This window comes from Ensifer sp. 22460, assembly GCF_052044935.1.
Lineage (GTDB): Bacteria > Pseudomonadota > Alphaproteobacteria > Rhizobiales > Rhizobiaceae > Ensifer.
Genome location: NZ_JBQENZ010000018.1, coordinates 1 through 20,763 on the forward strand (window position 1 = coordinate 1; position 20,763 = coordinate 20,763).

Sequence of the window (20,763 nt, forward strand, 5' to 3'; positions counted from 1 at the left end):
GTCACCGATTTTGCGAGGTTGCGGGGCTGGTCGACGTCGGTGCCCATGAATACCGCCGTATGGTAGGCAAGCAACTGGATCGGCAGCGAGAAGATCATCGGCGCGATGATCTCGTCGACATTCGGCAGCACGATCGTTGCCATCGTTTCGAGCTTCGAGGCGGCAGCCCCCTTCTCATCGGTGATCAGGATGATCCGACCGCCGCGCGCGGCCACTTCCTGCATGTTGGAAACCGTCTTCTCATAGAAGCGGTCATGCGGCGCAATGACGATGACCGGCATGTTTTCGTCGATCAGCGCGATCGGTCCGTGCTTCAGTTCGCCGGCGGCATAACCTTCGGCGTGAATATAGGAGATTTCCTTGAGCTTGAGCGCTCCTTCCACGGCCAGCGGGAAGCTGGTGCCGCGGCCGAGATAGAGCACGTCGTCGCACTTGGCGAGCTGGTGCGACAGAAGCTCGATCTGCGGCTGGATGGCTTGCAGTACCTGGCCCATGATGCGCGGCATTTCCGAGAGGTAGCGAACCAGCACCTGCTCCTCGTCTGCACTGAGCGTGCCGCGGGCGCGTCCGGCGCCGATCGCGAGCGACGCCAGCACCGCGAGCTGGCAGGTGAAGGCCTTGGTGGAGGCCACACCGATCTCCGGACCGGCGAGGATCGGGAACACGGCGTCGGACTCGCGGGCGATCGTCGATTCGCGCGTGTTGACGACGGCGCCGATCTTCAAGCCCAGCTCCTTGCAGTAGCGCAGCGAGGCAAGCGTGTCGGCGGTTTCGCCCGACTGCGAGATGAACAGTGCTGCCGACTGCGGTGACAGCGGGATTTCGCGATAGCGGAACTCGGAGGCAACGTCGATTTCCACCGGCAGGCGGGCATAGCGCTCGAACCAGTATTTGCCGACGAGGCCGGCGAGATAGGCCGTGCCGCAGGCAGAGATCGCCAGGCTTGGAACCTTTGCAAAATCGATCGTGCCGGCGAGTGCCTTGATGCGGTTGTCGGCAAAGTCGATGTAGTGGCTGAGCGCGTGCGCAATCACCTCCGGCTGCTCATAGATTTCCTTCTCCATGAAGTGCCGGTGGTTGCCCTTGTCGATCATATAGGCGGCGGCCGATGAGATCTGCTTCGGTCGATCAACGACATTGCCGGCGAGATCGAAGATATGCACGCCGTTCGCGCCGATCACCGCCCAGTCGCCGTCGATCAGATAGGTGATCTCATTGGTGAAGGGCGAAAGCGCGATCGCGTCGGAGCCGAGGAACATCTCGCCCTTGCCGTGGCCGATCGCCAGCGGCGGACCGTTGCGCGCCGCCATGATCGTCGACGGATCGTCCTCAAACAGTATGGCGAGCGCATAGGCACCGGTGACCCGCTGCAGCATCGCATGCATCGCCTCGCGCCGGCCAAGGCCCTCGCGGCGGAATTTCGAAAGCAGATGCGCCACGACTTCGGTGTCGGTGTCCGTCTCGAACTTGGCGCCGTCAGCGATCAGTTCGTCCTTCAGTTCGGCGAAATTCTCGATGATGCCGTTGTGGACGACGGCGACACCGTCGGTGAAGTGCGGATGGGCATTGCGCTCGGTCGGCGCGCCGTGGGTCGCCCAACGCGTGTGCGCAATGCCGATCGTGCCGGCCAGCGGTTCTTCGCGCAGCCCGATCTCGAGATTGACGAGCTTGCCTTCGGCACGCCGGCGCTCCAGCGCCCCGCCGTTGATGGTCGCAACACCGGCAGAATCATAGCCGCGGTATTCCAGGCGCTTCAGCGCATCGACCAGTCGCTCCGATACCGGCTGATTGCCAACGATGCCTACAATACCGCACATAGTCGTCTCCGATTTGTCCCCGCGCCCGTCGCGGCGCCTCAGCCGATAAGGGCGGATGGCCCGCCCCTTGCGCTGCCTTGGTAAAGGAATTTCCGTGCGAGGCAATCCCTACCGGTTAAGACGCCTTCTTGGTGACTCGGCTGACGCGGGCGCCCTTGGCGGAAACATAACGCTGAAGTCCGCATCATCAGTTCGGTCGGTGATGAGGTCGTCGAGCCCGACTGATAGATCCTTCCTGTGCGTGGCCCGGTTCGGGTGGACAACGGCTCGTTGTGCAAACTTGTTCACCAATCAATCGTCTGCTAGCGGCCAGCGCGGCTTTCGCCTTGGGGGTGGGATTGGGTGGTTTAGGCCGTTTCGTTCCGATCCCCCATGCGGTATACTCGCCCCGCGCCCGCGAACTGGCGACCATCGCCCCCAGTCATTCAATTTCCCGCATCGCATTTGGCGACCGGGTCTTTACGCCAGACTCTGGTTGGAAGCGGTTCGAACAGCAGCCCAGCGAGTCATCACGCATGTGCCCTACATCCTCGTCAGAATCGTGAGCTTTGCCGTTCGTGATGTTTCGGGATAAAAGGCGGCCTGACGAACTCATGTTTGATGGCGGAATTTCCTTTGACGATTGATGTACAGACGGCCGGAGTCCGCAGATGGGAGCACTCCTGTTCGCGTGGTGATCAAGCGCGAATCGTCACGCTCGTTGCGGGAGCCACGGATTGGAAAAGACCTTTTCTGAACCGTTGCTTTCCTGAGCGCGAACTGCGTTTCCTTCCATTGGATATCGACGGCCATCAATTCGAAACACTATGGGAACAACTGATAGCCTCCGACAAAGATTGCGAGATCCTCGTCTGGGGCCCATCTTTGCCAGACGCTCTGAAAAGAACGATTTCTGAACGAAAAATACGATTCTGGTTCGTCGAAGACGGCTTCCTCCGCTCCATCCGGCCCAGTGCTAGTAAAACGTCGCCACTATCGCTGACAATCGACGGACGGGCACCTTACTTCGACTGCCGCCAAGAGTCCGACCTCGAACACCTGCTTAAGACATATGATTTCGATGCCGACTCGGAACTTCGTGAGAGGGCGCGGTATTGCATAGGTTTACTGCTACAAGCGGGTGTCAGCAAATACAACGGTGCGCTTCGGCGGACCGCAGAAGAAATCTACGGCAAGAAGACGCGCAAAAGAGTCCTGGTCATTGGACAGGTCGAAGACGATGCATCCATACGGCTTGGTTGTATTAACTCTCTAACGAACAATGATCTTGTGCGCTTGGCTGCTAAGGAGCAACCCGGTGCACAGATCTTTTACAAACCACACCCAGACATCCTCGGCCGAGTACGACCGGCCAAATCCGACCCTTCCGAGGTATCGCACCTTTGTCACATCGTTGCCGAGCAACTACCTCTGGCCGAATCCCTGAGGACGATTGACCACGTCTACACGATTACTTCCCTCGCCGGCTTCGAGGCTCTCCTACGTGGCATTCCGGTGACAACGGCGGGCTCGCCCTTCTATGCCGGTTGGGGGTTGACGGACGATCGCCAGGAAAATCCCCGCCGGGGGCGGAAATTGAGCCTTGAGGCGCTTTTCGCGGGCGCTTACCTGCTTTATCCTTGTTACTTCGATCCCGTCACTGGAGAAGAGACATCATTCGAAACGACCGTCGCCACGATCCGCAGGCAGTTGGACGAGCCCGACGCACTCCTCGACTCCCGTCGAGCTTGGCGGCCATTGGGGCCCTACGGCATTTTTGGCTGGCGTCATGTCCTGACAATGTTGCTCGCGCCCCTGGTCTTGTATGTGGGCAACGATCGCGACCTCGAGGATTTTCGAGCAGATCCTATTCGTTTTTTCCGCGGCCTCTCCGACCGACGTCTCCGGATAATCGGCCGAATTCTCTATCCTTTCGAGTGATGACGTGAGTTATCTTTGCATCCATGTTCGCGTGGTCGGCGCTCTGCTCGTCCGGGAAATGTCAACACGCTTCGGTTCGAAGCCTGGAGGCTATATCTGGGCATTGCTCGATCCCGCCGCCCACATTCTCTTAATGACGATCATATTCAAGGCGATCGCGCGCGCACCAGCGCTCGGCACTAGCTTCGCGCTATTTTTTGCCACAGGCTACATCGCCTTCCAATTCTACTCGGCTATGAGTAGCTATTTGAATAGTGCGGTCCGGGCCAACAGGACGTTACTGAATTATCCGAATGTTGCCCCGATCGACACCGTTGTCGCCCGTTTCGTCTTACAGGTCTCCACGACTTCACTCGTCGCCTTTATCGTCCTAGGAGCGATTGTAGCCACTATGCGTGTTGAGGCCAGCATCCACTGGCCGGCGCTCTTGGAAGCGGCGGCTATGGCCTGCATTCTCGGCCTGGGAGTGGCGATGGTCAATTGCGTGCTGTTCCTCAAGTATCCGCTCTACGAACAGGTATTTAATATCGTAAACCGGCCGCTCTTTCTCATCTCCGGCGTCTTCTTCCTACCGGATACCATACCGGCGCCTTATCGCGACCTTGTCTTCATCAATCCACTCGTCCACATCATTATGGGTTTTCGCAGGGGATTTTATCCTGAATATCGCGCGATCGGCCTCGACATGAATTATCTTTATGGAATCGCATTTCTGACATTGTTTACCGGAATGGTCGTCTTCACCTTTTCCAGAAAGACGCTGAGAAACGAATGATCAGGTTCGAGCAGGCAACGAAATATGCCCGTACCAAGGGCATAAAGAAGCCCATCATCGAAGATGCCTCGCTTACCCTCAACCGAGGCAAGAGCGTCGGTCTGCTTGGACGAAACGGCGCCGGCAAATCGACGTTGCTCCGGCTAATAGCGGGTGCGATCAAGCTTGATGGCGGCAGAATCATCCGCAGGGGTAAAATCTCCTGGCCGCTTGGGTTCCAGGGTAGTTTCCAAAGTTCGATGACGGGCGAACAGAATGTGCGTTTTGTCGCCAGGATCTACGGCGTTGATACCCAACGGCTAGCGACATACGTCGAAGACTTCGCTGAGCTAGGGCCCTTTTACAAAGCGCCGGTAGGCACGTATTCATCGGGCATGAAAGCACGGCTTGCCTTTGGTTTGAGCATGGGAGTTAACTTCGACTATTACCTCGTTGACGAGATTACAGCGGTTGGTGACTCAAATTTTAAGAAAAAGTGCCAAGCTGTCTTTGAAACCAAGCTACAAGATTCCGATGTGATCATGGTTTCACACAGCACCGGCACGATTCGAGATTATTGCGATTGCGGCGTCGTGCTGGAAAAAGGAAAGCTGACGTATTATGAAGACGTCGAAGACGCTATCCGGGCGCACGACAGAAATATGAAGGGAAATTGAATGGCGGCGAGCAAAGACGCGGCAGCAAACAAGGCAGGCCCAGCCGAGGCCACCAATACTGCGTCCGTAAAAGCCAGTGCCAAGACCAAGGGTATCGAAGTACTCGAAGGACTACTCGGCAAAGAGAGCGCGCCGGTCATCCATCTTCCCGGACGCCAGAAGATCGATCCCAAGAAAAAATCTGGCCTGCTGCCCGGTTGGTCCAAGAAGTTACGCTTGAGACACGCAATCATCGGCGCGTCCTTCCTTGGCCTCGTTGCCGTTCCGGCCACCCTCGCTTCAATCTACATGGCCTTCATCGCCGCCGATCAGTATCACAGCACCGCGTCCTTCGCAGTGCGCAGTATCGAAGGCGGCGGCGCGACTGATATTCTGGGCATGTTTACTCAGGCCTCTGGCAGCAGTACAGTTTCGGATAGCTATATTCTGATGGACTACATCCTGAGCGAACGCATGGTCATGTCCGCCGACCGCAATTTCAGCCTCGAGAAAGTCTACGCCTCTCGCGGGCTCGACTATTTCTATGGCATTGGCTCCGGCCTGCCGATTGAGGACAAGCTTGCCTATTGGCGAAACATGGTGAGCGTTAATTTCGACCATGCCTCGGGCATTATGCAAGTGACAGTGAAGGCCTTCGATCCAAAGAAGGCGCAAGAAATCGCCCAATTCATCGTCACTCGAAGTGACAGTCTGGTCAACGGCCTCTCTCTTTCGGCACGCAACGACGTGCTTCGAGCCGCGCAGGACGAAGTGTTGGGGGGCGAAGCACGCCTCTTCAAGGCGCGCGCGGCCTTACGCGACTATCGTGACAAATCGCAGGAAATCAGCCCTGACCAAGCCGCAAAACTCGCCATACAATTGATCGCCGGCCTCGAAGAAGAATTGACAAAACTCAATGCTGACCTGGCCACCGCAAAAAGCCAAATGAGTGAGGACACGCCGCGAACTCGCGTACTCAAGACCCGCATCGGGAGCCTGGAACAACAACTTTCCCTTGAGCGTCAAAGACTCGGGACGGGTGCAAGTAAGGTAGCCAACAAAGCCCCCAACGCGCCAGACGTGGCCGGCCGCATTGCCGAATTCGAGGAACTGGAGACCGAACGAGAATTCGCCGAACGCGCCTATACAGCCGCACTTGGCGCTCTTGAACGGGCCAGAGTCGAAGCGGACAACCGCCAACGTTACTTGGCACTTTTCATTGAACCGACACTTTCAGAAATGGCCCAGTATCCTTCCCGGTTGTTTAGCTCACTTCTAGTGGCCCTAGGACTGCTGTTCGCTTGGGGGGTTGGCGTCATGAGCTACTACAACATTCGGGATAGGGCATAGTCATTCCGACCGCTGCAATCGACAAAGTCGTTTGGCAAGCTCCGTTTTTTTGTCTACATGAGCGATCACATCGCCAAGAGCCTGTCCAAAAGAGAAACGTAGAATGCACCCCGACTTGATAGCATTTGTCCCTGCGCGCGCTGGTTCAAAAGGACTTCCGGGCAAGAATACGAAGAACCTTTGTGGCAAGCCCCTTTACAGGCACAGCGTGGACTCTGCGCTGGACGCTGGTATATCAAAGGTGTTCGTATCGACTGACATCGACGAGATATTCTCGCATTCACTACCAAGGAATGTTACCGTGGTCCGGCGGCCTCCCGAACTCGCTCGTGACACGACGACGATGGCCGAGGTTCTGCTGGAATTCCTCAATTCGACACATCACGGTAGCGGGACCGTCGTGCTGCTACAGCCCACTTCACCACTACGGAGATCCGATCATATCCAAGCGGGATTGCGCTTGTTTTCTGACGGAGACTGCTCGCTAGTGATGAGTGTTTGCGAGGCTAATTCTGGTGTGCTGAAATGGGGACAACTTGCCGGTGACCGGTTTCAACCGCTTTCTGACCCCCGTTTCTGTTTTGCCAACCGCCAATCCCTGCCACCGGTCTATCGACCAAATGGGGCTTTGTATGTATTTGACGCCGACTCGTTCAGAATCAATCGAGATTTTTCTCCAGCCTCGGTGAAGGTTGTACAAATGTCGAGCTTGGAATCGCTCGATATTGACACGCTGGAGGATTTCAGCAAGTGCGAAGAAACGATTTTACAAAGGTTATCTCAATGAAGATTCGTGACCGCCATATCGGCCCATCCCATCCGCCCCTGGTTATAGCCGAAATCGGGATCAACCATGGGGGCAACCTTGATGTGGCGAAGGCGATGGTACTAGCGGCAGCTCAATCGGGCTGTGAAATCGTCAAGCACCAAACACACATCGTTGAAGACGAAATGACGGAAGAAGCGAAGAAAATTTTTCCGCCGAACGCCGAGGTCTCCATCTGGGATGTGATGAAATCCTGTGCTTTGCCGCTGGAAGATGAGAAAGCCTTAAAGGACTACGCTGAAAGCTTGGGCCTTATTTACATTTCCACCCCATTTTCGCGAGCGGCAGCTGATTTCCTCAACTCCGTCGATGTACCGGCCTTCAAGATTGGCAGCGGTGAGTGCGACAACATTCCGCTGATTCGCCACATCACTTCATTCGGCAAGCCAATCATAATGAGCACCGGTATGCAGTCGATCGAAACGATTCGGGCATCCGTCGAAGTACTTGAACGTTCAGGCGTGGAGTATGCGCTACTTGAATGCACAAACCTCTATCCTTCACCGCCGGAAATCGTCTCGCTTCGCGGTGTCACGGATTTGAAGCGTGCATTCCCGAATGCGATCGTTGGTTTCTCTGATCACAGTATAGGTCCGGAGATGGCGCTCGCATCCGTTGCCCTCGGCGCCTGCATTCTCGAGCGTCACTTCACTGACACGCGCTATCGCAAAGGCCCAGACATTTCCTGTTCTATGGACCCTGCCGAGTTGCGCTTTTTAATCGACAGATCGCGTGAAATTTTCATCGCGGTGAACAACGAGAAGAAACGTACGGCGCCCGAGGAAGCGGTTTACCGATTTGCCAGAAGCTCCGTTGTGGCTGACCGTGACTTACAGCCAGGGGACATCATCTCCGAGTATGACATATGGGCGCGACGCCCAGGGAACGGCGAAATTCCCGGCTATCAACTCGACGATCTCATTGGAAAAACGATCACCGTGGCACGGAGGAGAAATGACCAGCTCCGCTGGAGTGACTTCGCTTAGACTTCCAGAGGCCTTAAAATGAGCAAAAAACTCCTGTTTTTGACCGGCACGCGGGCCGATTTTGGCAAGATTGAGCCGCTGGCATTGGCTGCCAAGAGCGCCGGGCACACCATCAACTTCTTCGTAACTGGCATGCACATGCTCGAGAAATACGGCGCGACCAAGCATGAAGTGCATCGCCTTGAAGGCGTTGAAGTACACGAATTTATCAACCAGCGCATCGGGGATCCGCAGGATCTAATTTTGTCGAAGACAATCCTTGGGTTTTCGGACTGGGTATACGAACACAAACCCGATCTCGTCATCGTACATGGAGACCGAATTGAGGCACTCGCTGCCTCGCTTGTTTGCGCAACTAACTATATACGTTGCGCGCACATTGAAGGCGGAGAGGTATCTGGTACGATCGACGAAATCTACCGGCATTGCAACTCAAAGCTTAGTACTTACCATTTCGTTAGCTCGGAAACTGCAATGGCTCGTGTGCTCGCGCTGGGAGAGGATCCGCGGTTTGTATACAACATCGGATCACCGGAGTTGGATTTCCATAGCAAAGGGTCCAGCGTATCCCTTGATAAGGTGCGCGAACGATATGAGATCCCTTTCTCTGAGTACGGGATTGTAACCTTCCATCCCGTTACGTCGGAAACGGATACCATCGGAGCCCAGGCACGAAGCTTGTTTACGATTCTGTCAGAGACTGGCAAAAATTTCGTTGTTATTTCGCCGAACAACGATCCGGGCAGTGAGGATATCTTCGCGGAGATCGCGCGTCTCGACGTAAATCATTTCCGCCACTTGCCGAGTATGCGCTTTGCATACTTCTCCGAGCTTATGAAGAATGCAAAAGCAATCGTCGGCAACAGCAGCGCCGGCGTCCGCGAAGCACCGTTCTTGGGGGTCCCTAGCCTGAACGTTGGGACAAGGCAAGATAACAGATCTCAGGCTGCCACCATCACAGACGCGTCTGCATTCGATGCGAATACAATTCGGCACTTCCTGAACACGATTTGGGGACAAAAGTTCCCAAGCGATCAAAGTTTTGGCAACGGCAACGCTGCGGCGGCTTTTGTACGAGTACTGGATGACGACGAATTTTGGTCTGCACCATTGCAGAAGAAGTTCAATGACTAGCGAGACTGAGACATTTCTGCCTGCCGTAGATATGATCGTTGTATCAAATAGTCGGCAGGCATTGAATGCCAGCGCTTTCATTAAAGTGTTCGGTAGCAGGCTAAGGCTCTCTCCATTCGTCCTTGCCTTGTACACTGACGCGAACTTGAAAGAAAAAGGGGAGATAGCCGAACTCCTAACAATGGAGAAAATCCCGCACAAAATAGTTCGACTGCCGATAGGAGCCGCGTACTATTCGTTAAGGCGACAGACCACCATACTGGGAACTTATCGGAAAGTGTTTACGGCATTTAAGCCGCACCGTGTTTTTCTTTTTAACTATAATACCCACTATGGTTTTGTATACGATCTTGCACGTCAATCTAATGTCTCTGTATTCTTTATTGAGGAAGGACTGTCATCGTACAAGAACACCGATCGCTATGCGCCGCCTCGATCGCTTGTTCAAATTATCGATCAAGACATTATTTCAGACTCCTTTTTCGGCAAGCTATTGTTGAAAGCACCTTACCAACTCGTGAGGCATCCAAAGAGAGTTCTCGGTGAGATAGTCGGATTTCTAAAAAATGAACTCGCTTTCGCTGGACGATGCTTCGCAGTTCCTTTCGACAACGAATACTCCGCAGCGCGACTGTCACGCCTTTTCGGCGGCAGCTACTATTATAGACGTTTTCACAATCCGATATCCGGTTTCGACGGTGTATGGGGAACTTTTCCGGATCGCTTGGCAAAACGCTTTGCGTGCAACGAGAAGACGTACTACAGCTATTTGAAGAATACTTTCGAAAGGGCGCACGACGTTCTCCTAACTAAGTTAGAAGACACCCGCATAACCAACAAATCTATTCTATTTGCCGATCAAGCATACGAGATTGACAAAACCGTTGTTGTCGAGGTGATCGCCAAGTGGATCGCAGATGATTTTCCGGACACAGACACTCTATTCATAAAGCCTCACCCGAAAGCTAGGTTTAGCCCTGAGAAATTTGCGGCCCTACGGCGAACTCAGCCGCAACTTAATATCAAGCTTCTTCCGTACACCGACATCCCTGCCGAGTTTATTCCTGCACTCACGGCGTGCCGACGAATCGTTGGGATAGCGAGTTCGACCCTCGTATACGCGCGGGACATCTGCCCAGAAGTGGAAACGTACTCCATCTATCGGCGACTCTTGCCGTTAATCCAAAGCGATCGTCGAGTGGCTCAAGTAATTAAAGAGCACGGGATTACCCTTGAGCAATTCCCGGACGTACGGTTTGTCTGAGTTCAACACGAAGCGCAGCCTTCGCACCTCGCTTCCTGCAAAGCAACAAAAGGCACTGTTGGTGTATTCGACAGATTCCTACGTTGGCTTTTGCAGCATAATATATGACCATCTCACCTCCGCGCATTTTGAGATCGAAATTATCGAGGTCGTAAAAGAGCACTCCTCTGTCGGCTTGTCAGATACACAACGCATCAAATGGGCCGTTTCTTTCCCGAAAAGTAATGTTCGTTTCGCAACGGACGAAACTTTAGTAGAGGAAATCATTGCCAGCTGCCCAGATTTTTTATTTCTCGGAATACCTGGCCGAAAGGTGTTTCGTGTCTGCAATAAACTAGACAGAGCCGCCGAACTAAATTCGTCTATGGTCATTACGACGGGGTTTCCAGGACTTCAGTATTACATGAGGTTCACCGGGTTGTATTGGAGAGCATTCGTTGACAGGCTTTTATTCATCGATGCCAGTCATTATCGTCAGGCGACGAAGCGGCTTGCTTGGACGCCACTGCGAACGGCCAATTGTGTTTTATTCGGCACACCTAGAGTAAGAAACATCCCTACCCGCGACACGTCCATTGACCGCCGATACATTGCATTCTTTGAACAAAACGAGGTGCCGTCCTCGAAAAGCCAGCGATTTGAACTCGCAAGGCAACTTGCCTTGCTCGCAGACGCTCACCCACAAAAGACGCTCTTAGTCATCGCCAGAAGCGGCCCTGGGGAAACGTCGAATCATCATGGCCGCGAAAGTATGCGGATTGATCGAATCCTGTTGGAGCGCGAGGGCCGAAACGTGGACGTGTTCAACGGTGACTGGATGACTATTGCGGATGACATTGAGTTCGCTGTTAGCGTATCATCTACAGCTTTGCTCGAGGCCAATCTTTTGCAAATTCCGGCATTCAGCCTCCGCATCGGGGCACGTGATGGAAGCAGATTTGATGCATTTCAGTTTTTCCAGGAGATAGGCTTCGGTCGCACTCTAGAACAACTAACGTCCCCCTGCGCTTTAGAACCGGTGCAATCCAGCGCGGAGTTCCTGGTACCATACGATCCAACCTCGTTGCTTAAGGTACTGTCGCCGCGCACTCGTCAACGGCGTCCCCTTGGTCGAGGAGAGATTCTCTTGAGGCACGTCTGCGTCGCAATCGCGAAGGCCTTCGACTGGGCTTTTCGCCTTAGGGAACGCTATCCAATAGCACGCAATCATAAACGCTAAATCGCTAAATCGCTAAATCGTCGGACCGTATGCCCTTCCTCGGGATCAACGATCAACGGGGGAGCGACAACGATGCATTCGTTGTTATGAGGCTGCCCCACCGGCTACGGGCTATACCGGCTGATCCGCTCACTCGGTCAAACTCAAGGCAATTGCTGCCCATTCTATTTTCGTGTTGTTGCTTTTGTTATCTGGACCTCGAGCATACCCCGGCTAGGTCTCAACCTCCCTTGTCCCAGGCCATCCAGCCAACCCCATATCCTCGACACCCATTTACGAGTGAAATCCCCTTGGTCGCGCGCTTCCACCAACGGCACAAAGCCGCAGAAGTCATCTATCAGGGTGTTCAGTGACGGACACTGTAGCCGGCGTCTGTCAAAGTCGGAAAAAAACTGCTTCTGGCTCGCCGGCAGCATAACCTTAAGGTCAATATCGGCCTCAGCATCGCTATACAATTTGGCCGCGAGCTTCTTCATGCTGCGGGAGCTTCTTCGATTGATCACAAATGGCGTGATCGAGCCGTGAAATTCCATGTCCAGAGGCATAAGTTGGACATTTGCTTCCACTGCTAGACGGTGTGCCTCGACGCAGTCCATCGAGTTCTTCGCGGAAAAAATGATTTTGGTTGGGGGCAGCAATCCCCTCAGGGATTCCGGAAGGTTTCCGTATGTCAGGAAATTTTGCCGATGGCGCTCGTTGGCCTCCACAATCCGCATATTGCTCATGTAGCTTGGAATCGAGGCAAGATTCTCGTTGAACGGATAGAGAAGCGTTTGGGGACTGAAGGCCAGGCAGAAAACGCGAAAATCGACCCCTCTTCTCAAGACAAGGGATGACCAAAGTAGAGAACCCACGGCTCCTTTCGAGAGACCGATGAAGACGGCCGTTTTGTAACCTGCCTGCTCAATAAACCTTTGAAGAACGAGTGCTTGTCGACCTGGATTGTGCAGATAGTAAAACAGTTTCCTATCGGTGACATAGAGACAGTCATATCTGAATTCATATTTACGCAAAGCCGGCCGCGGAGCGTGTGAGAACACAATAACGAGGTTTTCCGATCCACGCTCATCGTGTTCCAACGAATAATATTTGTGGATCGAGGCATTCAGTTCCTGAAAATGGCGCGCCCGTTCGGCTGTATCAACAACGCTATTCAACGAGATATCCTCCATCCGCCCACACCAATGTAATCAATCCTCATCCCTTCCGTTCAAGGAGGTCACAGGTAGCCCGTGTTTCAGCTTGCAGGCAATTGGATTGACCGTACACCAAACATTGTCCAGGTCGCTACCCTAAGTCGAGCAGTAACCAAGTCAACGCGGCCGGCATGACCATGGGTGTCCAAAAATCAACATGGTTGGCCAGTGTTCGATGTCGCAAGCTTGATTTCCTTGTAACCGGTCGTTATGGCCGTGGGCGGGCTATGCATTCCGAACTTGTCAAACAGGATCGTCGCAGGCCGGATCAAGCCGTTCCGCGTGGCTTCGGTCGTCGGCGTCGTGCTGGTCGCCTAGCTGTCGCGGTAGGTAAACTCTCCCGGCCCCTCTCGATCGCTTTGAACCACCGCTGAACTTTCGCGGGCATTTCTCGCCCTCGCTCAGTTTTTTTTTCACGCGCACCCGGCCACAATATGCACAGGTGGCTAGAGGATCGATTACCACGCCCTCCCCTGGATTTCCTGTTTTCGCCGACAATTCCTACAAGCAAGTGCGCTCCGATGTGCGCAACCGCTGTCGCGCGGACCGCCTCAATCATCATTGGTCGTCACACAAGTTGCGTTGAAGGTGATCTAGATTATCATTTGCCAAAAGAGCCGGAGGACTGGTGTTGGACTTCGAAACGATCGGACGTGCCCGCATGATGATACGGCTTCCAGGCCATCGAGGAAAGCTTCGGGAGCTAAGCTGCCTTGCGCTGACCAGCTTGATCGAGAGCTATGGTGTTGCGGTGATGGCTCTGGAGGAGTTGAGAAAAAATGCGACGCCGGACGAGCGTTTGATTGCACAGTACGAATACGATTGTCAGGCGTTCGAGGAGAAGGTGGTTCGTCTTCTCAGTGATCTTGCCGACCTTGCTCGCTAGTTGCCACCTGGACAACATCCACCATGGCTCACCGATCTACACCGCTGCAATCAAAAACGCGTTCGCGAATAGCTTCTATCCAAGGCCACCACGAGCAAATGTTTGCCGATTTGGTGCATCAAGATAACATGCGAAGGCAATAAGTCGAGGCGTGATCATTGAAGGGGTGTCGGTCATCACTTGTCGGCATTCTGAAAAGGGATCCAACTCCCGCCAAAATACATCAACATGATCTGATTGTTGCCGTTGCTGAGTTCGCGATCGGCACCCGAGTTTATATTTCCAACCCCATTCTTTATTGTAACTCTGCGGCTGGATGAGACTGTCTTCAGCACGATAGCATCGCCCTCGAATGCGTCAGCGTCGGTGATCGTATCCAGGCTATCCGACGCAGCCCCTCCCTCTGTGTCAATGAAGTAAAGCCCGGCTCGTGATCCAGTCAACGATAGCACGCCGTCTTCTATAATCAAGGTCGACACGTGGCGAGCAAAATTAGGACGCCCACTGACAAGCGTCGGCCCCAATCCGTTCGCGTCATTGAAGGGAATTACAAAGGCATCAATTCCCGATGCCTTCCGCAACGGGTTCGGGGCGGCACGATTCGCAGCTAGGTCAGAACTGACGTCAAACATGGACCCGCGGTCGTTCAGGAAGATGATCGTCTGATAGATATTCGCAATCCGATTGCCCTTGCCGAAGCCAGCGGTGGCACCAGTTCGCTCCTCCACACCGTAAAAGAGGTGGACCTTATCGCCTGCCACTATCACAGAACCTTGGCTTAGTGCAGAAGCACCACCTGATTCCCGCCTCGATAGTTGGCCGATGCTATAGAGTTTCGTTGTGGGGGCGGCCCAAAAGCTTCCCGACACGACAGCCGGCCCAGTGATGTAAAACGCACTAACCTGCTCATCAGTGCCCACCCCTTCGATGACGCCGTTGCGATATGCGATGGTGCCATGGATACGCCCGGTCTCAGGATCAATATCAAAGCAGAGGGAACTCGATGACATTGCGCCGCCACCGAAGTATCCCGCCGGAGCGGTGTAATACTGGATGGTTGCAAGATTGTCTGCAGAGACCCAGTAGCGAGGCTCGCCACCGGCGCCGTTCCGCATGAAGCCTACGTATAATCCGGAAGTCGAGATGTACCGCACCGTGGGCTCTTCGAACGAACTTCCAATTCCTAGGGTTGCTGATTTCCACGTATCGCCTCCATCAGTTGAGCGCATGACAGCGGCGCCCTGTCCATAGGAGGCCCCGACCAGAATTGATCCCGAATGACCGACGGTGAACGAATGCACCATAACGGGCTGCCCGGTGAAACCCGACGGCACTGGGAACGTGATGTTCGTCTTGGTCCAAGCACCGTTGTAGTTCTGCGAGGCGCCTACGCCGAGAGCGCGTTTCCACATCTGATATGTATAAGGGGGGACGTCGTTCTCTCCCGCAGGAATTCTGACGAACAAATACTCGCTGACGCCGTCAAAACCGGCAGACCAGAGTGTCCTTCCGCTAGCTCTGGCGTCAAGATATTCGCCCGTTGACCAGGTCGCTCCTCCATCGTCGGAAGCATAACCCACGATTCGCCCCGTACCATCCAGATGACTTTCCTTTTCGTTTACCCATACGCGGAGCTGGTTTCCGATTTTGTAGGCTTTGTCCTGAGCCCAAGCGGTATACAGAAATCCGTTGGTGACTTTGGAAGTGTCTGTCCGCAGATAATCACGCGTCGGAAATATGACGTTGCCTACTTTGAATGCTGCGTCGCGAACCTTGGCAAAGCTAACCGGCTTCGAATGGACTTTGTAAGTGAGGCCGCCACCATTGATCGTACGGCCGGAGGCAAGCGCGGCTGTCACGGCGGCACTATCGTCGACTGATCCATCGCCAGTCGCACCATATCCACGAAGCGCACGAGGTAGATCGACGCCTGCCGCTGCTGCGGTTTCGGCAACTGCCTGCGCAGCCTCAGCACGAGATGCCGCAGCCTCTACTTGCGCGAGGATCGCTACACTCGCCTGGTCGCTAAAAAGCCGCACTGTTATACCAGCTAGAACGGCCACTACAACCATACAGGCTACGAGCCCGGTTAATGGGATGAATGGCGCTGGTCGTTCCATTTCTATTCTTTTACCTTTCGATTTCTGAAACGGTCGTTTATGTTCCGCCGCGCCTCTAGCGTCGGCTTTCTAAGGATCCCGTTATTGTCCCTGTTGTCTACCTATCTACGCGTTGTTGGTTCGATGATCGTGCGTGAAATGTCCACCCGTTTTGGCCACAAGCCAGGGGGGTATGTCTGGGCGCTGCTTGAGCCCATCGGATACATCGCGATGATGACCACAATCTTCGGTGCCCTGTCTAAGACGCCACCGCTTGGCACCAACTTCATACTCTTCTTTGCCACAGGTTTTATGGGCTACCAGCTGTATCAGTCTAAGGTTGCCTATATTGGGTCGGCTGTACGCGCGAACAAGCCGCTGCTGTCCTATCCGAACGTCGCACCGATCGATGCCATCACTGCCAGATACATTTTGCAAGTCGCCACCACTTTGCTAGTGGCTATCATTGTCTTCAGCGCGATATTCGCCTCAATGGCCCTGCCGCCACGCCTGAACTGGCCCCACTTGATGGAGGCTGAAGTCGCCGCAGGTACTCTAGCCTTGGGCGTGGGCATGTTTAATAGCGTAGTCTTTATTCGGTACCCAATATATGAGCAAATATACGGGATCATTACACGCCCGATGTTCTTGCTGTCTGGCGTATTTTTTCTTCCAGATGGCATGATGCCGCCTTACCGTGACTTCTTGATGTATAACCCGATCTGCCAAGTCATCATGCTTTTTAGGACCGGGTTTTATCCAGAGTACAGGGCCACGGGGCTTGATAGCACTTACTTATTTAAAACGGCCGTGGTTGTTTTGATGATTGGCCTGACGGTGTTTACGCTTTCACGCCGAACGCTCCGAAACGACCTCTAGTGAGGTCTCCTTCGCATTACTGGTGCCGCAAAACTGGTCAATCATTTCGCTGAGCGAAGGGCAATTCAAATCGGAGAATACTGTGGCAAAGTCATTTCTGTCAGCTGGCAGCATTGCCTTCAGATCTGGATCATGCGCGGCGTCTGAATACAGCTTTGCAGACAGTTTCTCGATTTCCTGAGTGCTTCCCAGATTAATCACGAACGGAGTAATCGAGCCATGGAACGCTAAGTTGATCGGATTCAAGCGGACATGCTCTATTCCTTCTAGACGCTCAGCTTCTAAGCGATCCATCCTATTCTTCACCGAATAGGTCACTAGCGTCGTCGCCGCATGGGCAGAAAGCATGGCCGGGATGTTCCCGTACGCTTCGAAATTGGCCCTCGTTCCCGGGTCCCCATCCAACGACTGCATGTTATTTACATAGCTCGGGAGTGAAGCAAGATTCTCGTTGAACGGCAGAAGCTGAGTTTGAGGGCTAAATGCCATGCAGAAAAGCTCAAATGACCGCTCCCATTTTGATATCAGCGAGGACCACAGCAGTGCGCCAGCCCCCCCCTTTGACGACCCCACGAATGCAACCTTGCGATACTCGCATCGCTGAATGAAACCATGCAGAGACATCGTCTGGCGGCCTGGGTTTCGGGTGTAGTACTGAAGCCGCCTATCCGCCACATAGAGGCAGTCGTGCGTGAATGGATATTTTCGAAGCGTTGCACGCGGGTTCGGAGAAAAAATGACAATAAGGCAATCCGAGCCACGTTGGTCATAATTCAGAACATATTGGTCATGTATCGAAAGCCGCAGCTTCATAAAAGCTGACTTCCTTTGTGTGCTTTGTTCGATCAAAGTAGGCGCCCTTTCAAAAACTCTCCGGCGAATACTAGAAATCTCACGAAGCGTCAAAGCAGTTCTTATCTACAGTTGCACAATACGCTGAGGCGCACTAAAAAGGGTCGCCTCCTAAACCCTCGGGTCGGATACTGAAATATGAACGTTTCCTCTACGCTCAAGCGCAAAGCCCTGTTCATTGTGTCGCAGGTCGGCCAAGTACGGCGGGCGCAGGAATTGGCGAGCCAGCTTGGCATAACCGGCGCAAGCCTCGCCATTCTATACACCAAGAAGAACTCGGAGATGCCAATAGCAACTGCGGCTATCGCTGACCCTGGCGTTTTCGCCGACGTCCGCAAAGTTGAGATCCATCCGGCATCGAATGATCTTAGCAAGCTTGCGGCGAAGCGAGCGCGAGAAACGTACAAAGCTCTTCTCGCAGACGTTGAGCCTGACGACGTTTTCGTATGCTCGTTCGAACGTCACTATGCAATTCTCTGCACCGAAGCGATCAAACGCGGCGCCAAACTATCCTTGTATGAGGAAGGAACGGCGATATACAAATACTCTGTCGATGGCTTTTCAACCTTCCCATCGCACACTCTCGCGTCTTCCGCCAAGACCATCTACAATCGAGTATGGAAGAAGCATCCGGTTGCAAAGTATATTTTTGCTCCAATCGCTTATGCAACTTACCAGATAGCGATAATTCCGAGACTAATCGGCCAGACATTGTGGGAATTATACAAAACTCCGCAGATACAGAAGGCAGTTTTGAAGAGGTCCGAGCCGGATTTCTTGAATGGCTGGCGAACTTTCGATACGGTCTACGCCTCAAATCCTTCGGTATTGGCCAATCACTTCAAATCTCAGAAATACGTGGAGGCCTCTCCAGGTTTTGATGACCCAACCATCATCAAGGAAGCTATCAGGCTGTCATTCCAGTTTGGGATTGATAGCGAGACTGCGATTTTCGCGACTCAGCCGTATGCGGTAGACGCATCAGCTATGAGTTCCGCTTTGGTCGATTTGCTGCGACAGGTAAGCGGCAAGACAGGGATGCGAATATTCATAAAGCTTCATCCCCGTGAGAAGCCGTCAAATATAGCTGCCTATCGCGCAGCTATCGCGAAATTCGGACTGGGCGAATCTATTCAGCTCCTGGAAGGCATCGATGTTCCCGCCGAATATCTTGCGATCTATTCAGACTGCCAAGCTGTCATTTCGATATCCTCTTCCACGCTAATGTACGCTCCCAAGCATAAGCAGGAACTTCGGGCTATCTCAGTAGGTAAGTCACTCTGCCGCGTGCTGCGCCAGTCAGGATTACGCGGAGCAGGGGTTGAGCAAATCGAAGACCACATAAAAATCTTGGAGCCCATCACATACATTGAGCATATGTAAACGCATTCGACTTTTTTGCATCATGATTTCGCTTTTTCCGTTGGCCTACTCGCGAAAACCCCTCGGGATCAGCCTGCTCATTGGGATTCTATCGAGTCGGCCGCTTCAGAAGAATAGAAGTGCTTTCCGAGCCAGAGCGGCGCCGTTGGTCAACGGTCGAGAAGCTTGCCATTATTCAGGAGACCTATGAGCCGGATGCGCCGGAGAGCATTGTTGCCCGGCGTCACGGCATCCAGCCGAACCAACTTTTCAACTGGCGTAAGCTCGCGACGAGCTGAGACTCGTCGGTCCCGACATCCACGCCGATTACTGCGTCGTCGATGATGATGTCCACAGTGGAGCAGGCGCTTCGAGCCATGTCGACGGACCGCCTCGGCTTTCAGACGGGCATTGCGCCGCCACGTGAACAATTGGGATGCCGATGCGTCTCGCCACCGCCGAAACGCTCGCCCCCGACTCCATACTTGCCGCAACAGGGTCCACTTAGATCCCGCTCAGAAAAGACGTGAACCGCTCCAATGGCTGAGCGTGTAGACGATGGCTTCGCAAGCACGAGTTTCGACGACACCCCATGGATAACTCGATGAACAGTCCGTGCATCAGTTCGGAGATAGTACTAATTGCCTGCAACGTAACTCACGTGCGGGTATCCATTATTGTAGTTAATTATTGTAGTTAATATACTCTTCCGTGATCAATGACTGGCACGCTTCCACCAACTTCTGCGAAGATCAATTAGTGTATACCTTAAATGTGTTGAGAATTGTTTCGGCCATGAAATGCTGACTTCCGCAGTCTGATTGATTTCGCATCATTCTCGAGATCTTGTACCCGCCGATCATAGTTAGGCGCAATCGTACCCATCACCCGGTCCCAGAACGAGAAATAGTTCGCGTAGTTGTATTTGAACTCAGCGTGATGCTGGTCGTGATAGGTCGTGCAAAGCATCGGCCAGGGGTGACGCGCCGTGCGCGAGGCGAAATATTCAAAGCCCGCGTGTCCAAAGGTGCCGTTGATCTGGTCGAAGAGTCTATGCGCCAGAAGAATGATCGGCGGGAACGGCACGAGGAAGGTGATGACGGCGTAGTAGCCCTGCGACAACGCCGTATCCACAAGTCCGATCGAATCGTTGCTCCAGACTGTCGGGGCGACGCTTCGGTGGTGGAGCAGGTGGTATTTGTAGAAAGCCTTGGTGTGCAGCAGCCGGTGGGCAAAATAGAACCAGGCGTCGAAGAGCACCATGCAGAAGAGAAACAGCGGCACTGCGGTCAACCAGCTGAAAGACCAGGGTGAGAAGAAGGTCCAGCCCTGGTACTGTGCGAAGAGACCGATTGCGACGGACGTGCAGGTCACGAGGATGGAGGCCATGCTCTGGCGGATCTCGATGGCTTTGCGCTTTTCGCCGCGCCGCCCCTTCTGGATGCGGCGTTCGGGATTGCGGTCATTGAGCCAGGTGATGCCATAGCCCAGAATGAAATAGACCAGCACCGTTGCCGCGTAGATTACGCCCAACAAGGCAACAAAGGTGAGGCTGTCCTCGAG

Annotated in this window: 17 protein-coding genes and 1 pseudogene; 13 read left to right on the forward strand and 5 right to left on the reverse strand. The window is 53.8% G+C overall.

Translation table 11 applies throughout. The features are described from left to right. Positions 1–1,817, reverse strand: a 1,817-nt coding sequence (gene glmS, locus ACTJKM_RS21445; protein WP_440660795.1) for a glutamine--fructose-6-phosphate transaminase (isomerizing), incomplete at its 3' end; no start/stop codon positions are given. Between the two features lie 600 nt (positions 1,818–2,417). Here glmS and ACTJKM_RS21450 point away from each other — a divergent pair. From ACTJKM_RS21450 to ACTJKM_RS21490, 9 genes are all read left to right on the forward strand, one after another. Next, positions 2,418–3,737: a capsular polysaccharide export protein, LipB/KpsS family gene (locus ACTJKM_RS21450; protein WP_440660797.1), complete on the forward strand. Its 1,320-nt coding sequence runs from the start codon at positions 2,418–2,420 to the stop codon at positions 3,735–3,737. 4 nt (positions 3,738–3,741) lie between these two features. After that, positions 3,742–4,512, forward strand: a complete 771-nt coding sequence (locus tag ACTJKM_RS21455; RefSeq protein ID WP_440660799.1) for an ABC transporter permease — start codon at positions 3,742–3,744, stop codon at positions 4,510–4,512. Continuing rightward, the gene (locus ACTJKM_RS21460; RefSeq protein WP_440660800.1) at positions 4,509–5,168 is read left to right on the forward strand and encodes an ABC transporter ATP-binding protein; all 660 of its coding nucleotides are present in this window, start codon (positions 4,509–4,511) and stop codon (positions 5,166–5,168) included. Before ACTJKM_RS21455 ends, ACTJKM_RS21460 begins: the two co-directional genes overlap by 4 nt. Continuing rightward, positions 5,169–6,497, forward strand: coding sequence for an RkpR, polysaccharide export protein (locus tag ACTJKM_RS21465; RefSeq protein ID WP_440660801.1), 1,329 nt, complete (start codon positions 5,169–5,171; stop codon positions 6,495–6,497). 103 nt (positions 6,498–6,600) lie between these two features. Next, positions 6,601–7,284, forward strand: coding sequence for an acylneuraminate cytidylyltransferase family protein (locus ACTJKM_RS21470; protein WP_440660802.1), 684 nt, complete (start codon positions 6,601–6,603; stop codon positions 7,282–7,284). Beyond that, positions 7,281–8,309 (forward strand): N-acetylneuraminate synthase family protein, encoded by a 1,029-nt coding sequence (locus ACTJKM_RS21475; protein WP_440660803.1) that lies wholly within the window; start codon positions 7,281–7,283, stop codon positions 8,307–8,309. The genes ACTJKM_RS21470 and ACTJKM_RS21475 overlap by 4 nt, the downstream gene beginning before the upstream one ends. A gap of 18 nt (positions 8,310–8,327) precedes the next feature. Further along, the gene (gene neuC / locus ACTJKM_RS21480) at positions 8,328–9,443 is read left to right on the forward strand and encodes a UDP-N-acetylglucosamine 2-epimerase (protein WP_440660804.1); all 1,116 of its coding nucleotides are present in this window, start codon (positions 8,328–8,330) and stop codon (positions 9,441–9,443) included. Beyond that, positions 9,436–10,707, forward strand: a complete 1,272-nt coding sequence (locus tag ACTJKM_RS21485) for an alpha-2,8-polysialyltransferase family protein (protein WP_440660805.1) — start codon at positions 9,436–9,438, stop codon at positions 10,705–10,707. Before neuC ends, ACTJKM_RS21485 begins: the two co-directional genes overlap by 8 nt. After that, on the forward strand, positions 10,700–11,926 hold the full coding sequence (locus ACTJKM_RS21490; protein WP_440660806.1) for a DUF6716 putative glycosyltransferase: 1,227 nt from the start codon (positions 10,700–10,702) through the stop codon (positions 11,924–11,926). Before ACTJKM_RS21485 ends, ACTJKM_RS21490 begins: the two co-directional genes overlap by 8 nt. 164 nt (positions 11,927–12,090) lie before the next feature. Here ACTJKM_RS21490 and ACTJKM_RS21495 read toward each other — a convergent pair whose 3' ends face one another. Then, positions 12,091–13,083, reverse strand: a complete 993-nt coding sequence (locus ACTJKM_RS21495; RefSeq protein ID WP_440660807.1) for a hypothetical protein — start codon at positions 13,081–13,083, stop codon at positions 12,091–12,093. A gap of 670 nt (positions 13,084–13,753) precedes the next feature. Between ACTJKM_RS21495 and ACTJKM_RS21500 the strand changes: the two genes are divergently transcribed. Next, positions 13,754–14,008 carry a hypothetical protein gene (locus ACTJKM_RS21500; protein ID WP_440660808.1) on the forward strand — a complete coding sequence of 85 codons (255 nt, stop codon included), beginning with the start codon at positions 13,754–13,756 and terminating at the stop codon, positions 14,006–14,008. Between the two features lie 176 nt (positions 14,009–14,184). On the opposite strand, the gene ACTJKM_RS21505 is transcribed toward ACTJKM_RS21500, so the two are convergent. Continuing rightward, the gene (locus tag ACTJKM_RS21505) at positions 14,185–16,128 is read right to left on the reverse strand and encodes a hypothetical protein (protein ID WP_440660809.1); all 1,944 of its coding nucleotides are present in this window, start codon (positions 16,126–16,128) and stop codon (positions 14,185–14,187) included. Between the two features lie 84 nt (positions 16,129–16,212). On the opposite strand from ACTJKM_RS21505, the gene ACTJKM_RS21510 reads away from it, so the two are divergent. Continuing rightward, positions 16,213–16,986, forward strand: coding sequence for an ABC transporter permease (locus ACTJKM_RS21510; protein ID WP_440660810.1), 774 nt, complete (start codon positions 16,213–16,215; stop codon positions 16,984–16,986). Here the strand turns inward: ACTJKM_RS21510 and ACTJKM_RS21515 are convergent. Then, entirely contained in the window at positions 16,957–17,799 is an 843-nt protein-coding gene (locus ACTJKM_RS21515; protein WP_440660812.1) for a hypothetical protein, read from the reverse strand. The two genes, ACTJKM_RS21510 and ACTJKM_RS21515, sit on opposite strands and share 30 nt — an antisense overlap. 177 nt (positions 17,800–17,976) lie before the next feature. On the opposite strand from ACTJKM_RS21515, the gene ACTJKM_RS21520 reads away from it, so the two are divergent. Together ACTJKM_RS21520 and ACTJKM_RS21525 are read left to right on the forward strand one after the other, a co-directional pair. Then, positions 17,977–19,221, forward strand: coding sequence for an alpha-2,8-polysialyltransferase family protein (locus ACTJKM_RS21520; RefSeq protein WP_440660814.1), 1,245 nt, complete (start codon positions 17,977–17,979; stop codon positions 19,219–19,221). 80 nt (positions 19,222–19,301) lie between these two features. Further along, positions 19,302–19,493 (forward strand): annotated as a pseudogene (locus ACTJKM_RS21525) (transposase); the annotation flags it as partial. Between the two features lie 475 nt (positions 19,494–19,968). On the opposite strand, the gene ACTJKM_RS21530 reads toward ACTJKM_RS21525, so the two are convergent. Beyond that, positions 19,969–20,709, reverse strand: a complete 741-nt coding sequence (locus ACTJKM_RS21530; RefSeq protein ID WP_440660815.1) for a sterol desaturase family protein — start codon at positions 20,707–20,709, stop codon at positions 19,969–19,971. Positions 20,710–20,763: the final 54 nt, after the last annotated feature.